This is a genomic window from Kitasatospora sp. SolWspMP-SS2h, from assembly GCF_003259315.1.
In the GTDB taxonomy this organism is placed as follows: domain Bacteria; phylum Actinomycetota; class Actinomycetes; order Streptomycetales; family Streptomycetaceae; genus Kitasatospora; species Kitasatospora fiedleri.
This window is the reverse complement of the sequence record NZ_QLLT01000038.1, coordinates 40,239-57,379: the sequence shown is the minus strand read 5'-3', so window position 1 is coordinate 57,379 and position 17,141 is coordinate 40,239. Positions and strand designations below refer to the sequence as shown.

Below are 17,141 nucleotides of genomic sequence, written 5' to 3'. Positions count from 1 at the left end.
CAGGCGCGGGGTGCCGTCGGAGGCGGTGAAGACCGCCAACGCCCTCACCAGCCCGGTATGGCCGATGAGAGGCTCACCGACTTGGGTGCGGGCGGCAGGGTCCCAGATCCGCACGGTCTTGTCGTAGCTGGCCGAAGCAAGGCGGGTGGTGCCATCGGAGGCGGTGAAGGCTATCAGCGCCGTCACGGCGCTGGTGTGGCCGGTGAGGGGCTTACCGACTTGGGCGCGGGTGGCGGGGTCCCAGATCCGCACCGTCCGGTCGCCGCCGGTGGTGGCGAGGCGAGGGGTACCGTCGGAGGCGGTGAAGGCCGCCACCGCCGTCACCCCGCCGCTGTGGCCGGTAGAGAACCCACCGATCTGGGTGGCGGTGGCGGGATCCCAGATCAGTACCCCCGCGTTACCGTCGGTGGTGGCGAGGCGGGGGGTACCGTCGGGGACGGTGAAGACCGCCAACGCCCATACCCCGCCGTTGTGGCCGGTGAGTTGGAGGTGCAGCTGGCGGCGCTGGACGGAGCCGGCGATGAGGGTGGGGGGCCAGGATTGGGGGGTGGGGATTTCGGGCGAGGGCGGAGTGCCTTGGATGTAGGTGGTGCCGAGTCGGCGCCACCATCGTCGCCAGGCGAGTGTGTCGTGGTCCGGTTGGGCGGTATTGATCTGCTGGGCGTGGTGCTGGAGCAGGACGGCTCCGGCAATAGGGGGTGGTAGGTCGTTCGGGTCGAGGCCACCGTGGAAGGCGTTGGTGGTGATGCTGGTGAGGTCGAGGGCGTCGAGGACGTCGACGTGCTCAGCGAGGGTGTGGCGGGCTCCGGCGCTCTGACCGAGGCGTGCGTGGGTGGCGAGGTGGTGGCGGGTATAGGGACTGATGCTCTGGGGCTGCAGGGTGATGCCGTGCGCGGCGAGGGCGCGAAGCGTGCGGCGGGCGTGCTCGGTGAGGGCCTGGGTGATGGCGGTGTGGGCGGTGGAAGTGTAGGAAGCGGTGGTGAAGTGCTCAGTGAAGGTGCGGTGGGCTAGCCGATACACGCTCTGGCCGCTTTCGTGGTCGAGGGCGAGGTAAGGGGCGGCGTCGCGGACCAGAGCGGCGATAGCGGCGTGGGTGTCGTTTGTTCTGTAGGGGGCGAGGGCCTTGGCGGTGGTGGCCCAGATACCGTCCTGGTCGGGTAGGCCGCGGCCTTGGGCGAGGCCGAGGGCGCGCAGGAGGGGGGTGTAGCGGGCATCGGTGCGATCAAGGCGCTGGAGGGCGTGGGTGAAGAGCTGGCGGTGGGTGCGGCCGATAAGCGGGGTGGGGTCGGTGAGGAGGTCGGGGTCGGCGAGGATTTCGTGGGCGGCGAGGCGGGCGTAGAGGAAGTGCTGGGGTTCGGCACTGCCGTGCTGGTGGTCGGTGACCAGGCGGTGTACGGCGTCGGCGATGTCCGCCTCGTCGGCGTGGAGGGTGCCGCGGAGTTTGGCGGCGTGGAGTTTGGCGTGCAGGTATCCGGCCAGGGCCTCCGGGTCCTGGGCGACCTCGACACATTGCAGGGCGGCCGCTTGTGGGGTGCCGGTCGCGGCCGAGTTGGGGTGGAGGGCGTCAAGGAGGTCGGTGTCGGTCGGGGTGGGCTGGTCGGGTCCTTCGCGGGTGGAGCGCCGGGTGCCGACCATGATGCGGACCTGGGGGAGGGCTGCGAGGGGGCGCAGGATCTGGTCGGCGATGACAAGGGGTTGGTCTGCTTCGTCGAGGGCGTCGAGCAGCAGGGTCAGCGGCTTGTCGCGGGCGCTCAGTGCGTCCAGGAGTTGGGCGGTGAGGTCGGCGGGGGGCCGGGCTTCGGCGGCCTGCAGGGCGAGTTCGGGCAGGCCGGCTGCCGCTGCGATGAGGTGGAGGGTGCGGGCGGGGGTAAGGCCGGCGAGGTGGGCGGTGAGGTCGAAGGGGTCGTCGGGGCGGGGGGTGCCGGGCGGCAGGGGGGTGAGGTGGCCGTGGCGGGTGAGGATGTCGCGTAGGCGGGTGTTGGTGTGGAGCAGGACGTGGCCCAGGAGAGCAGATTTGCCGGCGCCGGCGGGGCCGGTGACGATGAGGGTGCCGTGGGTGGCGGTGGACAGCCAGCGCAGGATCTGGTCGCGTTGCAGGGTGCGGCCGTGGAAGTACCAGGCGAGTTCGCCGAGTTCGGCGCCGGAAGCTTTGGGCAGGAAGTGGCGCTGCTCGTCGGCGGGGAGCTGGTCGATGACGGCTTGGAGTTCGGCGATCTGGTCCAAGGGCGCGGAGATCGCGGCCGCGGCGTTCGCGCTCTGGTTGACGAGTTGGTCGCGGTGATCGTCGAGGGTGAGGTCGTCGACGAAGCCGCCCAGTTCGGCGGCCAGGTGGCGTCCGAGGGTGAGCAGGCCGATAGCGGGCTGGGTGGGGAAGGTGATGTGCAGGGCCCTGCGAAGGGCGCGGGTGAGGGCGCCGAGTTCGGTGAGGCCTTGGGCGGCGGTGGACAGCAGCAGGTAGCGGTCGGCGCCGCGGTGGTGGGTAAAGAGTTCGAGGTGGACTGCTCTGGCGAAGTCCTGGGAGAAGCAGGCGTCCAGGACGATGATCGCCCAGGTGTCGGCGTTGTCGGGGTGGAGCTGGCGGCTGCCGATGGCCTGCGCGATGTCGGCGGGTGTGACGCCGTTGGTGATCGGCGCGGGTGTGCGGTGGTGGGCGAGGTGGCCGGCGCTGCCATGGCCGACCCAGTACAGCACTGTGTTCTGGCCAGGCAGGTGCGTCGGGTTGGTCCACAGGGCCAAGCGATCTTCGACGGCCTGCCGGTCGCGCTTGTCGGCCGGCGTCGCCCACGCGGTGGTGCGCGCGCGATAGGGGGCAAGGAGGTCGGCGATCTCCTGTACATGCCGCTCAGTGTCCAGGTCGGGCAGGTAGGGGTGCTGGTAGGCGGTGAAGTTGACCGGGAACAGCTCGATGCCACCCTCGGGAAGCGGTTCGAGCTCTTGGGGGCTGGTGGTGCCGAGGGCCGGGTGCGGCGATGGGGCGGAGGTGTGGGGATCGGTCATGGCAGGTCGGTGGGTCTCAGGCGTCGGGTTCGTTGACGAGGACGAGCTGGGTGAGGGGCGTGTGGCGGCCGGTGTCCAGGACCACCCGGTACAGGTCCGGGACTTCTGCGATGAAGTGGGCCGACAGGGCGCCGTCGGTCCACTCTGGATCCCGGCGCAGCGTCAGGGGGTGGCCGGGGCGGCCGGTGGTGGTGGAGTGCACGCTCAACGTGACACCGGCCGGGGAGTCCAGGCCGGTGACGGTGAGCGTGAGCGGAGCCCCGAGGACTCCGCCGAGCTCGGGGGTCTGCAGGCCCGGGCCGGTGCCGTCGCCGCCGAGGTGCACGCCTTGGGGGCGTTCTAGGGCGATGCGGCGGATCTGCCGCAGGACCTCGTCATGGCGCATCAAAGTGCCGTGCTGACCGTAGACGTAATGGACGGACTCGGTACCGGCACGGGCGGAGGGCAGATGAACGGTTCCGTCACCGGAGACGTCACGGCGGGCCGGGATACCGGTGGCCGGATCCCGAACCAATTCGCCGTCCTCCTCAACGTCGAAGGCGTGCTGGCGACCCGCGACGGCCCAAGGGGCGGCACGCTGTTCCTCCAGGGTCTGTATGGTCGGCTGGGCCTCACCGACGACCGCCCGGTGCCCCGGCAGTACGAAGCCGCTCGCGCGATGATGTGCGTGCCCGTCCAGGGACCGGGCGGCCAGATCCGTATCGCCGCCGAACCGGGCTACGTCCGCCGGGGTCAGGCGCTCCACGTCAAGGCCCAGGTCCAGGCAGCGGTAGCCGGGCAGCAGGTCGTGAACGCCGGGCAGGGTCGCCGCCATCTCCTGCACCCGCCGCACCAACCGGTTCGGCTTCGCCTGGGCATGCAGAAGGTTCAGAGCCAAGACGGACTTGGCAGAACCGAGGAACGGCGTACCGATGGTGACCACGGCCCGAGTGTCGGCCGCGAGTTCCGGGTCTTGTTCCAGTGCGGCCCGTACTAACAGCCCGCCCATCGAGTGCGCTACGAACAGCAGCCGCGGCTGCCGCGCCCCCGCCGCCGCCCACTCGGGTGTAGCCGCGACATGCTGCCGCCAACACTCCAGATGCGCGCGGGCCGCGCGAGCCAGTAGCGCTCCGTTGTAGGACACCGCCAGACGCCAGTCGTAGGGAAACGGCACCACTGCCTCCGGCGCCATCGTGATCTGCCGCAGAGTCGTAACCGCGTCGGTGTAGGGATCGAGACCCCCGAAAATGGGCAACCACCACGGCCTGGCCAGCAGACGGGTTGCCCGGACGCGGGTCGGCGGCGTCCGCCGGGCCGTATCGGCATCAGCTTCCTGCTCCTGGGGCGCCGCGCGCAGGGCGGTGAACAGGGCATCATCGCTCAGCGCACCGGTTAGCGTGGCGAGGTCGACGCCCCATAGAGGGCGCCCCGTCGCCGCGTCCTCCAGGACACTGCCCATGATCCCCGGGACCACCACGCATGCATCCCGGGTCCGGTCGCCGAACACCGGTACCGCCCCCGTGAATGCCGCCCCATGCCCCCGCCCGTCAGCCCCCACCATCCCCATGCCGTCCGACGATAGAGCAGCACACCCGTCCGGATCCGGGCATCCACAAAGAATCGCGCCATCCGGCAGGTCAGCGGTGGCCCGGCCGTCGCTGCCGGAAGGGGACAAGGCGGTATGGGAGAAGGTCGTGGGCACGACGCCACCTTCCGGTGAGGAGCGCGGCCGGGGCGGGCGCGGTGGCCGACCCCGGGCCCGGGCGGGTGCCCGGACGCGGCCGACCCTGCACCCCGACCCCTTGTCCTGCATCTGGCCCGACCCCTTGACCAGCATGTTGTCCTGCGGGTTGTCCCGCCCGAATTGCCCTGGTCAGGGGCCTTGTCCTCCCGGTTTGTCCGTGACCGGGATCATGGCCCCGGCGGCCGGTCAGAGGTCGTGGACGTGGGCCTGGAGGATGCTTCGGGCGGCGAGCTCCGGGGTGTCGTGCAGGGCGGCCTGCTCGGTGGCGGGGTCGCCGAGGAAGTAGCCCTCGTAGACCGCGACCCAGCCGTCGCCGCCGTCCAGGCCCCGCTCGACCCAGCCGACCGGGTAGCCCTCACCGAGGACCAGCAGCACGTCGGGCTGCACCGTCCATCCGGCCAGCTCCCAGGCGTAGCCGAAGGTGTTCGGGTCGAGGGGGGTGTGGACGTCCATGCTGCGGGGCAGGCCGCGCCGCAGCGGATCGCGCGGCACCCGCACCGTCCCGGGCTCGGGTACGCGCGGGCCGATCCACCCGCCGGTACTCGGCCGCAGCCGGTCCGGGTCCGGGGTGCGGGCGGCGGTGGCAGGCGATGCGAGCCGCCCGGCGCGCACCGCGGCGAGCGCCTGGTCCTGGCCGTGGAAGGTGTGGGGGCGGCCGTCGGCATCGAGGAGCGGTTCGGCGCGGCCGCCGGGCAGCAGCAGCACCGCGATCCATCCGCCACCGCCCCACGGGCCCTGGCGCAGCGGGGCGGCCCAGCCCGCCCGTACGCCGTGCTGGTGGAGCTGGCGGATCCGGGCGGTCTGCGGCGCCGACCAGGAGGACGCCGACCAGCCCGGGCCGAAGGCCGCGGTGAGGTCGGTGGTGCGGTCGGGTGGGCCGAAGGTGAGGACCGGGTCGGCGGTGGCGCGCAGCACCGCGTCGGGCTGCAGGCGGGTGTCGTCGGGGTGCGCCACCGTGAACACCGGGACGGCCGGGACCGGCCGGACCGGGGAGGATGAGGCGGGCACGGCCACGGTCGCGGTCGCGGTCGCGGTCGCGGTCGCGGTCGCGGTCGCGGTCGCGGGAGTTTCTCCCCGGGGAGCTGCGGCGGCATGCCGGACCGGTTCCGGGAACGACGCCGTTTCTCCCCGGGGAACAACGAGCTCCGGCACGGGCTCGGCGACACCCGCGGGAGCGCCTTGGCCGGTCGTCGTTTCTCCCCGGGGAGATTCGCCGGACCCGGCGGCGGCCGATTCCGCCTCGGCGGGCAGCGCCGGGTGCTGGGTGCGCAGTTGGTCGACCAGCTCGAGGTGGCGCTGCATCACCGCGTGGGCGTAGTGCTGGACGTCGGCGAGGGCTTGGCGGGCCAGGGCCGGGGTGTCGTCGCGGGCGGCGCGCTCCAGCTGGAGCAGCAGCAGCCGATCCGCCCGGGCCAGCTTCTCGCCCAGGGCGAGGAGCTCGGCCGCCACCGGACCCTCGGTGAGGTCGCCGGGCAGCTTCGTTTCTCCTCGGGGGGATTCGGTGGCGGCGGTGAGGGCCCGGGCCTGCTTCTCCTTCTCCCGGGTGCGCTCCGCCTTCGACGAGCACGCCTTCGAGCAGTACTTCGGCCGGCGGCCCTTCCCGCCCCACACCAGCTCCGCCGCGCACACCGCGCAAAGTGGCGCGCCGAACAGCATCGGCGAGGTCGCCGCATTAACCCCCGAGGAGAAACCCATGCCCGGATGCTAGCTCCCACCACCAGCACTGTTTCCCCTCGGGGTGAATCGGCTGCGCGGCGGGCGCACCACCGAGCGGAGAGCGCTCATGAGCGGCGCGCTGCACTCCGCGCACGCAGGCCGTGCAGCAAGGGCGCCCTTGCTGCACCGCCGGGCACGGGTGCCGCGGGAAAGTGCAGCAACGACCCTCCGGTCGGATGCCGCCGCAACGGCTGGTGCAGCCTGTCCCGCCCGGATCCCGCGGCGCTTTCGCACCTGCTGCGGCCCCGGGCCGCAGCAGCGCTGCACCGCCGGATGCAGCACGCCGGGTGCGACTGCGACAGCCAGTGCAGCGCCCTATGGGTCCCGCACCGGGCCGTGCGGCACAGAGATATGCGCCGCACCCGTGACCGGCCGCGGGGCGCGGCGGTTGCACCGGTGTGACAACCACTGCGACCGGACGAGCACCGCGGCGGGCACTGGGGCCGGGGCGGCCCGGCTGCCGGCCGACACCGTGAGCGCTCCCCGCCGCCCGCTGCCCTGGTCGCCGGCCGCCGTCGAGAACGCGCTGCACGAGGTGCTGCACGCCTACCAGGAGCGGGCGCGGCAGTGGCGAGAGGACTTCGAGGACCTGGACGAGGACCTGCTCGCGGAGGCCGCGGGCGAGGCCCGGATCTTCGGCGCCGACCCGGTGGCCGCCGTCGACAAGCTGGTGCGCGCCCTGCTGTCCGGGCTCGGCCTCTGGCAGGAGGCGATTGGCACCCTGAGATGGGACCTGGCGGCGGCCGCCCAGGAGCGGCCGCTCCCGAGTGGGCGGCCGACGCCGGCCGTACCGAGGACGTCCACTGGCGCCAGGCCCGCACCGCACTCCTCGACGCGATCGCCCGCCACCATCACGGCCTGCTGCCCGACGCCGACCGGGAAGACCGACCGTGGCGACCGGCCGGTGACCCGTCTCAAGTTAGTTTGACGCGTCTCAGCGAAGTTTGACCGCTGGTCGGAGCCTGGTCAGCGCACCGGCCAGCGCAGGCCCTGCACCGTGTAGAAGGCCCCCACGGCGGCGGCCAGGCCGCCGAGCAACAGCCGCAGCGCGGTGTCGGGCAGGTGGGGCTGGAGGCGGGCGCCGAGGTAGCCGCCGAGCAGGCCCCCGAGGCCGCAGGCCAGGCCGAGGGGCCAGTCGGGGGCGATGGAGCCGGTGGTGGTCAGGGACAGCACGGCGTAGGTGGCGGCTCCCGCCAACGAAGTGGCGAAGGTGGAGGCGAGGGCCGCCGGCGCCACCGTCGCCACCGGCATCCCCCTGGCCACCAGCACCGGACCCAGCAGCGAGCCGCCCCCGATCCCGTAGATCCCGCCGGTGACCCCCACCGCCAACGCCAGCAGCCGAGTGGCCCCGGCCTTCAGCCCGGCCCCGGCCGGACGCGGCGGGGCCGGATACAGGGTGCGCAGCAGGAGCCAGGTGCCGAGCGGCAGGAGCAGGGCGGCGACCAGGAGCTTGAAGGCGTGCGGGCCGGGGACGGCGAAGACCCGCACCAGGGCGCCGACGACGACGCCCGGGACCGCGCCGGTGACGAGCAGCCGGGTCAGCGGGCCGCCCAGCGCGCCGGTGCGGCGGTGGCGCAGCAGCGCGCCGGGGCCGGCCACCACGTTGAACAGCAGGTTCGTCGGAGTCACCGCCGGGCTGGGCACGGCCAGGACGCTGACCTGCACCGGCAGCAGGAACACCGCACCCGAGACACCCACCGGCGCGGTCACCACCGAGATCCCCAGCCCGGCCGCGAAGCCGCCCAGCGCCGTCGACCACTCCACACCAAGCCCTCCCCCGTGACGTCGGGCCAGGATCCGGCCCGCACAGCACACCGCCCGCACCGCGGCCACCAGCCGGACGGCCAAACTCCGATGAGACAACCAGGCCGCCGTCAAACTCCGATGAGACCGATGAGACAGATCAAACTTCGATGAGACGGGTCACCGGCGGCCGGGCGGGGCCGCGTCCCAGCCCCGCCCCAGCCCCGCACGCGAAACACTCCCACTTGGGGATACAGCCTGAGACCGTCCCAGCAAAACGGACACAACCGGCGCGCTGAGACACCGGCAGGACACGGCTGGGACAACCCCCGGGGCGACGGTGGGACAACCCGCGCCGGCCGGACGGAGCGGGGCGCAGCCGGGCAGGACGAGCGGCACCGGACGACGGCCGAGCAAGACGGGCGGCGGCGGGACGGGCGGGCCGGGGCGGCGGCGGGCACCGGGGCGGGTGGCGGTCGACGGCGACGTCCTGGCGGCAGGCGGGCGGTGGCGGGACGGACGGGACGGTCGACGGGCACGAGCCGGCCCGGGGCACCGGGGCACCGGGGCGGGTGGCGGCGCACCGGGACCGGGGGCGCGTGCGGACGCCGCCCCTGAGGGATTCGTCCCGGCCGCGTGCTCGAAGCGCGGCCGGTCACCGCAGGGACGGCGTCGACGCGGAACCCGGACCTGGAGGATCGCGTGCGCCCACAGGACTGGACGCGGGGTTCCGCACCGCCCGTATGACCCGTACGGGACGCCCGCATGCACCCCGGCCGGGGCCGGGCGGCGGCCGGACGACGGCGACGCCCTGGCGGCGGGCCGGGAGGCGGGCGGGGCGGCAGGGAGCAGCCCGGCCACCACCGCAATCACCCCGGCGAACCCGACCCGCGAATCCACGACCCCACCGAAACAGCCCCCGACCGGCGGTAATCCCGACCGAAACGGCAAGGAAAAGCCCGGCGGAAACCAGCGGAATTCCCGACGCGTCGTCGATTCACCGCAACACCCCGAAACAGCCCCCGACCCCCGCAGCCCCCGCCCCGCCCCGCCCGGCGGCCACACCCCGTCACCGAAACCCGCCCGCACCGGGACCACCGCCAGGCCACCGAACAACGCCCGGCCACCCACCCGAAATGGTCCACCGAACACCGCTACCAGCCCCCGAAACCCCACCAGGTCACACACACGCCCCGGGCCAGGCCGGCCCGGACGCGGAACCGGCCGGCCCGCACCGGGACGCACCGGAACGGGCAGGACCGGGGCCGGGACCGGCAGGACGGCCGGACCCAACGGGGCCGGCGGGCGGACCGACCGGACCGGGCAGCGGACCGGCCGGGGCGGACAGCACCCGACGACGGGCCGGACGGACCGGACCGGGCAGCCGTGACTCGGGCGGCCGGGAGGCGGTTGGAGGGGCATGGACCCTCTGTACGACTCCCCGCGCTTCCCGCCGCCCCGCTTCGGCCCCTACCCGGACGAGGAGGAGCAGCGGGCCCTCCCGGGCGGCCACCAGGCCGTGCCGTACGAGGTGGACGAGCGGGAGGAGCGGGCGCTGGCGCGGGCCCGGCGGGCGGGCCGGGAGGCGGCCTCCTGGGTGCGGGAGCTGGCCGGGCGCCAAGGCGGGCACGCCCACGTCCAGGCGCTCCTGAACGCCGCCGAGGCGGTGGAGGTCGCCAGCGGGGCGGCGGTGGTCCCGGGCGGGGACGGCCAGGCCCTGGACGAGCTGCACCGCACCTGGCTGCTGCCCTCATCGGTGATCGGCCCCGCCTACACCTACGCCCACGACCAGGAGCAGAACCAGGGGCAGGACCGGCAGACCCTGCCGGAGCTGACCGGCACCGAGCAGGTCACGGTAGTCGCGGCGTGCGCGACCGCCGCCGCCATGCCCGCCACCGTCCTCGGCTACTGCCCACCCGAACTCGACGGCCCTCACCAACACCCTCGAAACCGCCGTCCACACCGCACAACACACCTGACCAACCGCCCACCGGACCGGACCGGCACGGCCAAGGGCACGGCCGAGAACGCGGCAAGCCGGGCCGGACAACAACCGGACCGACAGACGGCGGACGGGCCGGAGAGCTGTCGCGATGGGCCGCAGGCGGGGGCCGAGGGATATTGGCCCAGGTCACAGGCCGCGACAGGTGCCCCTGTCGCGCCCTCTCCAGCGAGGGCGCGGCAGGGGTTGGTGACAGCCTCCGGCAGGCAGTGGGGGCCGGGCCCGTCGACTTCCCCAACGACCCGGGCCCCGCCCGGTCACCGGCCCCGGCCCGGCCGCCCGGTCGAGGAGAAGAACAGCACAGCGCAGCGCCACCGAAACCCACGGCGCCGCAGAACAACCCCACCACCGACCGGCCCTTCCCAACCAACCCACCAACCCCCAGCCCAGGAACAACAACCACCCAGCCAACCACCCACCCCCCACACCGGCCAGGACGGCGCGGCGGACGCCCTCGTCGCCGTAGCAGTGCGGGGTGGCCGGGCGGCCCAGGCCGCGGGCGGTGGCAACCAGGGTGTCCATCTCCTCCTGGCTGTAGGTGACCTGGGACGGGTCGTCGGACGGGCTGGAGAAGCCGCCCGTCGCCGCGAACTTGATCCAGTCCGCGCCCGCCCTGATCTCGGTCCGGACCCGGGTGCGGATCTCGTCGCAGCCGTCGGCCGCCGCGAGCTCCCGCGCCCGCCCGGGGCCCTGGTACTGGTCGGCGACGGCCGCGCTGAAGTCGCCGTGGCCGCCGCGCGCCGAGATCATGTGCGGCGCCACCAGCATCCGCGGACCCGCTCTCCGCCGATCCGGTACGTGGTCGGATCCGGGCTGCGGTCACCCGCTCAGAGCAACAACCCGGTGTGTTGGATGCGGAGCGCAGTGCGCGTGCGGTTGGCTGCTTCGTGTGCCGGTCGCCGTCCCGCCTTCGTGCCGCACGAGCACCGGTGCCGCCGTCGGCTGTTCCCGCCGACCGTTCCGAATCTTCGACCGGTGATCCCGGTCGTCCCTGAAGCCGAATTCGGAGTCACTCATGCCCTACTGCACGACACGTGACGGTGTGGAGATCTTCTACAAGGACTGGGGCAGCGGCCGCCCCGTCGTCTTCATCCACGGCTGGCCGCTGAACGGCGACGCCTGGCAGGACCAGCTCAAGGCCGTCGCCGACGCCGGCTTCCGCGGCATCGCCCACGACCGCCGCGGCCACGGCCGCTCCACCCCCGTGTACGACGGCTACGACTTCGACACCTTCGCCGACGACCTCAACGACCTGCTCACCAGCCTCGACCTGACCGACGTCACCCTGGTCGCGCACTCGATGGGCGGCGGCGAGCTGGCCCGCTACATCGGCCGGCACGGCACCGACCGGGTCCGCTCCGCGGTGCTGCTCTCCGCGATCCCGCCGCTGATGCTCCAGGGACCGGACAACCCCGAGGGCGTGCCGCAGTCCGTCTTCGACGGCATCAAGGCCGGCATCCTCAAGGAGCGCTCGCAGTTCTGGAAGGACACCGCGGTCGGGTTCCTCTCCGCCAACCGGCCCGGCACGAAGGCCACCGAGGGCAACAAGGACGCCTTCTGGTACATGGCCATGGCCGAGACCATCGAGGGCGGCGTCGCCTGCGTCGACGCCTTCGCGCACACCGACTTCCACGAGGACCTGAAGAAGTTCGACATCCCGCTGCTGGTCGTCCACGGCGACGACGACCAGGTCGTCCCGATCGACGCCACCGGCCGCAAGACCGCCAAGCTCGTCCCCGGCGCCGTCCTCAAGGTCTACGAGGGCGGCTCGCACGGCATCGCCGTCGTCCCCGGCGACAAGGAACGCTTCAACGCCGACCTGCTCGAGTTTCTCAATTCCTGACGGACCGTCAACGGGTGGGCCGGGTACCGGCCCGCCGTCGAGGGCCTGTGGTGTGCGGGGCGGGGGCCGTCCCCGCCCCGCACACCGCAGGCGCGTAGGCCCCCTTGCCTGTACTGCCGTCCGTTCCGATGCCACTTCGGAGCCTTGATGCAACCGGTCACGACGACCGCCGCCCGGCCGGAGCACCACGGACGGCTGTTCCACGTACTGTTCCCGCACCCCGCGCCGGACCCGGCGCGCCGGTGGCGGCTGACGGCGCAGGTCGCGCTCGGCGGGGCGGCGGGCGCGGCGGCCCGGGCCGGGGTGGACCTCGCTTGGCACGCGGGCGCGGGGTTCCCGTGGCCGACGTTCGCGATCAACGCGGTCGGGTGCGCAGCGATGGGCGTGCTGATGGCCGTCCTGCACGCCCGGCCGGGTGCGCCGGCATGGGCTGGGCCGGTGCTCGGCAGCGGCGTGCTCGGCGGGTTCACCACCTTCTCGGCCTTCGCGAACGACATCCGGCGCCTGCTCGCCGACGGGCAGCAGGCCGTCGGTCTCGGATACGCGGCGGCGAGCCTGGCGGTGTGCGTGGGGGCCGCGGCGGGGGCCGGCGTGCTGACCACCCGGATGGTCACGGCCCCGAAGGTGGTACGGGCGTGAGCGGCCCGGGGTGGGTGTGGCTGGCGCTCGGAGCGGCCGTCGCCTCGCCGCTGCGGTTCTGGGCCGGGGTGTGGGGCAAGTCCACCAGCCGGCGGCCGTTCCCCGTGGGCACGTTCACTGTCAACGCCGCCGCCTGCCTGCTGCTGGGCGTCGCGCTGGAGATGCGGCACGTGCAGGCGTGGGTGCAGGCCCTGGTCGCGGTCGGCGTGTGCGGTGCGCTGTCGACCTGGTCGACGCTCGCGTGGGAGACCACCGGTTTCCTGCGCATGCGGCGCTACCGCCTAGCTGCCGGCTACCTCGGCTCCAGCGCGGTCGTCGGCGTCCTGCTCGCCTGGGCGGGCAGCGCGGTCGGCGGCCTCCTCTGGTGATCACCGCGGCCCGCCGCCCCGCCCTCCTGCCCGGGCCGCCGCCACGCCCGCACCCACCTTGATCCGAGCAGTCCGTCCCACCCCTCCGTTCCCGTACCAGGAAGGCTCCTCCCGTGCCCGACGACGACGTGCAGCAGGTCACCAACGCGTTCCCCGAGAACACCAACCCGGCGGCCGAGGGCTGCCCGGTGCAGGACATGGCCGCGGACCCGATGAAGGGTGACGGCATCCACCAGTGGTGGCCCGAGCGGCTGAATCTCGGTGTGCTGCGCCGCCACGCCGCGGCCCGCCGCCCCGAAGGGGAGGGCTTCGACTACGCGGCGGCGTTCGGCGCGCTCGACCTGGTGGCCGTCAAGCGCGACATCGAGCAGGTCCTGACGACCTCGCAGGACTGGTGGCCCGCCGACTTCGGCCACTACGGCCCGTTCGTGATCCGGATGGCCTGGCACCTGTCCGGCACCTACCGCGTCACCGATGGCCGCGGCGGCAACGGCGCCGGGCTGCAGCGCTTCGCACCGGTGAACTCCTGGCCGGACAACGTCAACCTGGACAAAGCGCGGCGCCTGCTGTGGCCGGTGAAGCAGAAGTACGGCAAGGCGCTGTCCTGGGCCGATTTGATGGTGCTCTCGGGCAACGTGGCCCTGGAGTCGATGGGTTTTGCCACCTTCGGGTTCGGTGGCGGCCGCGAGGAGGTATGGGGCCCGGACGAGGCGGTGTACTGGGGCCCGGAGACGGTGTGGCTGACCGACGAGCGGCACAAGGACGACGGCGAGCTGCTGGCGCCGCTGGCGGCCGACACCATGGGCCTGATCTACGTCAACCCCGAGGGCCCGCGCGGCAATCCGGACCCGATGGCGTCGGCCACCGACATCCGTGAGACCTTCGCCCGGATGGCGATGAACGACGAGGAGACCGTCGCGCTGTGCGCGGGCGGCCACACCTTCGGCAAGACGCACGGCGCGGCTGGCTCGGAGCACCTGGGCCCCGAGCCGGAGGCCGCGCCGATCGAGCAGCAGGGCCTGGGCTGGAAGAGCGACTTCGGCACCGGCCACGGCAACGACACCGTCACCTCCGGCCTGGAGGTGATCTGGACCGACACCCCCACCCGCTGGGACAACCGCTACTTCGAGATCCTGCTGGGCTACGAGTGGGAGCTGACCCGCAGCCCCGGCGGCGCGCACCAGTGGCGGCCCAAGGACGGCGCGGGCGAGGGCACCGTCCCGGACCCGCACGACCCTGCTGCGCGGCGGACCCCGGCGATGCTGACCACGGACGTCGCGATGCGGGTCGACCCGGACTACGCGCGGATCTGCCGGCGCTTCCTGGAGCACCCCGAGGAGTTCGCGGACGCCTTCGCCCGCGCCTGGTACAAGCTCACCCACCGCGACATGGGACCGATCACCCGGTACCTGGGCCCGGAGGTCGCCGCCGAGCAGCTCCTGTGGCAGGACCCGCTGCCCGAACCGACCGAGGCGCCGCTCGACGCAGGCGCCGTCGAGCAGCTCAAGTCCCGTGTGCTGGCCGCCGGGATCCCGTCGGCGGACCTGGTGTGGCTCGCCTGGTCCTCCGCGTCCACCTTCCGGCGCAGCGACAAGCGCGGCGGCGCCAACGGCGCCCGGATCCGCTTGGAGCCGCAGAACGGCTGGGCGGTGAACGAGCCCTACCGGCTGACCACGCTGCTGGGCCAACTGGAGGACATCCGCGAGGCGTTCGGCACCTCCCGCCCTGACGGGCACGGCGTCTCGCTCGCCGACCTGATCGTGCTGGCCGGCACCGCAGCGGTGGAGAAGGCCGCCGCCGACGCCGGGCACGACGTCAGGGTGCCGTTCACCCCGGGCCGGGTCGACGCGACGCAGGAACACACCGACGTCGAAGGATTCTCTTACCTGGAGCCGTCCGCCGACGGCTTCCGCAACCACCCCGGCAAGGACGACACCCTGCCCGCCGAGTACCGCCTCGTCGACCGGGCCGACCTGCTCGGGCTGAGCCCCCAGGAACTGACCGTCCTGGTCGGCGGCCTGCGCACGCTCGGCGCCACCCACCAGGGCAGCGACCTGGGCGTTCTCACCACCCGTCCGGGGGTGCTGAGCAACGACTGGTTCGTCAACCTCCTCGACCAGGGCACCACCTGGACCCCCACCGCCCACGACTCCGCCGTCTTCGAGGGCCGCGACGCACGGGGCTCCGTCCACTGGACGGCGAGCCGCACCGACCTGGTCTTCGGCTCGAACGCCGAACTGCGCGCCCTCGCCGAGGTCTACGCCTCCGCCGGCGGCGACGAGCAGTTCGCCACAGACTTCGCTGCCGCCTGGGCCAAGGTCATGGACCTCGACCGCTTCGACCTCCCCCGGCACCAGGGCGCCTGACCGACAACACCCCCGGTGTGCGTGTCCCGGCCCCGCGAGGTCCGGGACACGCACACCGGGCGCCGCACGCGCAGGACCCGGCCCCGCACGGGGGCGCAGTGCGAAGGGCTCTCCCCGCGTCCCCGCCAGCTCCGGCGGGGCTTATCCGGCAGCACTGCTGCCGCCGTTCTGGCGGGCCATCGGCCAGGCCCTCCCGCCCGGCGCGGGAACGACTGTCGTGCGCAACACTGTCCACTGTGACGGCGCCGCGACCGCCGGAGCCGTCTGAGTCCTGGTCGCCTGGGCCGCCGGCGGCGTCCTGGTCGCCCTCGTGGCCTCCTTCCTGCTTCCCTCCCGCCCCGCTCGCACCACCGCCCCCGTCCCGGACGCCCTGTAGTGCGCACGCCCCGCCGGGCGGGGCGGCGGGGCGTGCCCGGTTGCGGCGGCAGTGCCCGCACCGTTCGGCCCCGAGGTGCACGAAAACGCGGTCTCCCCTTTCATGGGAAAAGGACCAGTCGGCCGCAGGAGGACCGCATGAGCCTGTCACCCGGTTTCTCCGGCCGTCGCGGCTTCGACACCTCCCGCCTGCCGCCCGGCCAGTACCCGACGTACGACTTCCCCGTCCTGTCGGCCGGCCCCACGCCCGAGGTCGACACGGCGGAGTGGGAGTTCACCGTCTCCAGCGAGACCGGGTGGCGCACCGCGTGGACGTGGGAGCAGTTCATGGCCCTGCCGCAGCAGGAGGTGACCACCGACCTGCACTGCGTGACCCGCTGGTCGAAGTTCGACACCCGCTGGCGCGGCGTCAGCCTCGACACCTTGCTGGCGGACGCCGAGACGGCGGCGGACTTCGTGATCGCCCACTGCCACGGCGGCTACACCACCAACCTGCCGCTGGAGGACGTCCTCGACGGCCAGGCGTGGATCGTCCACGCGTACGACGGGTTCCCGCTCTCGCCCGAGCACGGCGGCCCGGCCCGGCTGCTGGTGCCGCACCTGTACCTGTGGAAGTCCGCGAAGTGGGTGCGCGGACTGACCCTCAGCCCGGTCGACGAACCGGGCTTCTGGGAGGCCGCCGGCTACCACAACCACGGCGACCCCTGGCGCGAGCAGCGCACCTGGCAGGACTGACCGAACCCAGGACCACCGAGGAGTTCGCCCGATGGCGACGTTCACCCCAGGATTCCACGGCCACCGCCGTACTCGCGGCGGCCGTCTGCCGCCCGGCCAGTTCCTCACCGAGGACTTCCCCGTGCTCTCCGCCGGCCCGACTCCCGACATCCCCCTCGACCGGTGGGAGTTCACCTTGACGGCGGAGAGCGGCGAACGGCGCCGCTGGAACTGGCAGGAGTTCTCGGCCCTGCCGCAGCAGGAGGTGACCACCGACCTGCACTGCGTGACCCGCTGGTCGAAGTTCGACACCCGCTGGCGCGGCGTCAGCCTCGACACCCTGCTCAACGGCGTCACCACCGACGCCCGCCACGCCCTCGCCGAGTGCCACGGCGGCTATACCACCAACCTGCCGCTCACCGACCTGCGCGGCGGGAAGGCGTGGATCGCCCACACCTACGACGGGGAGCCCCTGACCGCCGAACACGGCGGCCCCGCCCGGCTGTTGGTGCCACACCTGTACTTCTGGAAGTCCGCGAAGTGGATCAGCGGCATCACCCTCCGCGCCGAGGACCACCGCGGTTTCTGGGAGCAGCTCGGCTACCACGACCACGGCGATCCGTGGCGCGAGCAGCGCACCTGGAACGACTGAGGC

Annotated in this window: 12 protein-coding genes and 1 pseudogene; 8 read left to right on the top strand and 5 right to left on the bottom strand. The window is 73.3% G+C overall.

Annotated elements, in window-relative coordinates; translation table 11 throughout:
* The 3 genes from K353_RS36675 to K353_RS34660 form a co-directional block, all read right to left on the bottom strand.
* Positions 1 to 2,997, bottom strand: a 2,997-nt coding sequence (locus K353_RS36675; protein ID WP_146616626.1) for an AAA family ATPase, incomplete at its 3' end; no start/stop codon positions are given.
* A 16-nt stretch (positions 2,998 to 3,013) separates the two neighbouring features.
* Positions 3,014 to 4,678, bottom strand: coding sequence for a hypothetical protein (locus tag K353_RS31075; protein ID WP_158585546.1), 1,665 nt, complete (start codon positions 4,676 to 4,678; stop codon positions 3,014 to 3,016).
* Positions 4,679 to 4,906: 228 nt separating this feature from the next.
* Positions 4,907 to 6,415, bottom strand: coding sequence for a hypothetical protein (locus K353_RS34660; protein ID WP_158585545.1), 1,509 nt, complete (start codon positions 6,413 to 6,415; stop codon positions 4,907 to 4,909).
* 493 nt (positions 6,416 to 6,908) lie between these two features.
* On the opposite strand from K353_RS34660, the gene K353_RS31060 reads away from it, so the two are divergent.
* Positions 6,909 to 7,364, top strand: a complete 456-nt coding sequence (locus K353_RS31060; protein WP_146616625.1) for a hypothetical protein — start codon at positions 6,909 to 6,911, stop codon at positions 7,362 to 7,364.
* Between the two features lie 38 nt (positions 7,365 to 7,402).
* On the opposite strand, the gene K353_RS31055 is transcribed toward K353_RS31060, so the two are convergent.
* Together K353_RS31055 and K353_RS36260 are read right to left on the bottom strand one after the other, a co-directional pair.
* On the bottom strand, positions 7,403 to 8,200 hold the full coding sequence (locus K353_RS31055; protein WP_111556837.1) for a sulfite exporter TauE/SafE family protein: 798 nt from the start codon (positions 8,198 to 8,200) through the stop codon (positions 7,403 to 7,405).
* A gap of 2,110 nt (positions 8,201 to 10,310) precedes the next feature.
* Positions 10,311 to 10,949 carry an amidohydrolase family protein gene (locus K353_RS36260; protein WP_255410783.1) on the bottom strand — a complete coding sequence of 213 codons (639 nt, stop codon included), beginning with the start codon at positions 10,947 to 10,949 and terminating at the stop codon, positions 10,311 to 10,313.
* A gap of 247 nt (positions 10,950 to 11,196) precedes the next feature.
* On the opposite strand from K353_RS36260, the gene K353_RS31040 reads away from it, so the two are divergent.
* The 7 genes and pseudogenes from K353_RS31040 (at position 11,197) to K353_RS31010 (ending at position 17,138) form a co-directional block, all read left to right on the top strand.
* Entirely contained in the window at positions 11,197 to 12,024 is an 828-nt protein-coding gene (locus K353_RS31040) for an alpha/beta fold hydrolase (protein ID WP_111556835.1), read from the top strand.
* Positions 12,025 to 12,171: 147 nt separating this feature from the next.
* On the top strand, positions 12,172 to 12,663 hold the full coding sequence (locus K353_RS31035; RefSeq protein ID WP_111556834.1) for a CrcB family protein: 492 nt from the start codon (positions 12,172 to 12,174) through the stop codon (positions 12,661 to 12,663).
* Positions 12,660 to 13,031: a CrcB family protein gene (locus tag K353_RS34655; RefSeq protein WP_158585544.1), complete on the top strand. Its 372-nt coding sequence runs from the start codon at positions 12,660 to 12,662 to the stop codon at positions 13,029 to 13,031. The genes K353_RS31035 and K353_RS34655 overlap by 4 nt, the downstream gene beginning before the upstream one ends.
* A 128-nt stretch (positions 13,032 to 13,159) precedes the next feature.
* Positions 13,160 to 15,397 carry a catalase/peroxidase HPI gene (katG, locus tag K353_RS31025; RefSeq protein WP_199528301.1) on the top strand — a complete coding sequence of 746 codons (2,238 nt, stop codon included), beginning with the start codon at positions 13,160 to 13,162 and terminating at the stop codon, positions 15,395 to 15,397.
* Between the two features lie 127 nt (positions 15,398 to 15,524).
* Positions 15,525 to 15,773: pseudogene (locus tag K353_RS37355) on the top strand (DUF3533 domain-containing protein); the annotation flags it as partial.
* Between the two features lie 137 nt (positions 15,774 to 15,910).
* The gene (locus tag K353_RS31015) at positions 15,911 to 16,507 is read left to right on the top strand and encodes a sulfite oxidase-like oxidoreductase (protein ID WP_111556831.1); all 597 of its coding nucleotides are present in this window, start codon (positions 15,911 to 15,913) and stop codon (positions 16,505 to 16,507) included.
* 31 nt (positions 16,508 to 16,538) lie between these two features.
* Positions 16,539 to 17,138, top strand: coding sequence for a sulfite oxidase-like oxidoreductase (locus K353_RS31010; protein ID WP_111556830.1), 600 nt, complete (start codon positions 16,539 to 16,541; stop codon positions 17,136 to 17,138).
* Positions 17,139 to 17,141: the final 3 nt, after the last annotated feature.

Bases quoted from the DNA above. Each gene is read 5' to 3' on its own strand.
- K353_RS34660 (WP_158585545.1), bottom strand. From the start codon at position 6,415: ATGGGTTTCTCCTCGGGGGTTAATGCGGCGACCTCGCCGATGCTGTTC.
- K353_RS36260 (WP_255410783.1), bottom strand. From the start codon at position 10,949: ATGCTGGTGGCGCCGCACATGATCTCGGCGCGCGGCGGCCACGGCGAC.
- K353_RS31040 (WP_111556835.1), top strand. From the start codon at position 11,197: ATGCCCTACTGCACGACACGTGACGGTGTGGAGATCTTCTACAAGGAC.
- K353_RS31035 (WP_111556834.1), top strand. From the start codon at position 12,172: ATGCAACCGGTCACGACGACCGCCGCCCGGCCGGAGCACCACGGACGG.
- K353_RS31015 (WP_111556831.1), top strand. From the start codon at position 15,911: ATGAGCCTGTCACCCGGTTTCTCCGGCCGTCGCGGCTTCGACACCTCC.
- K353_RS31010 (WP_111556830.1), top strand. From the start codon at position 16,539: ATGGCGACGTTCACCCCAGGATTCCACGGCCACCGCCGTACTCGCGGC.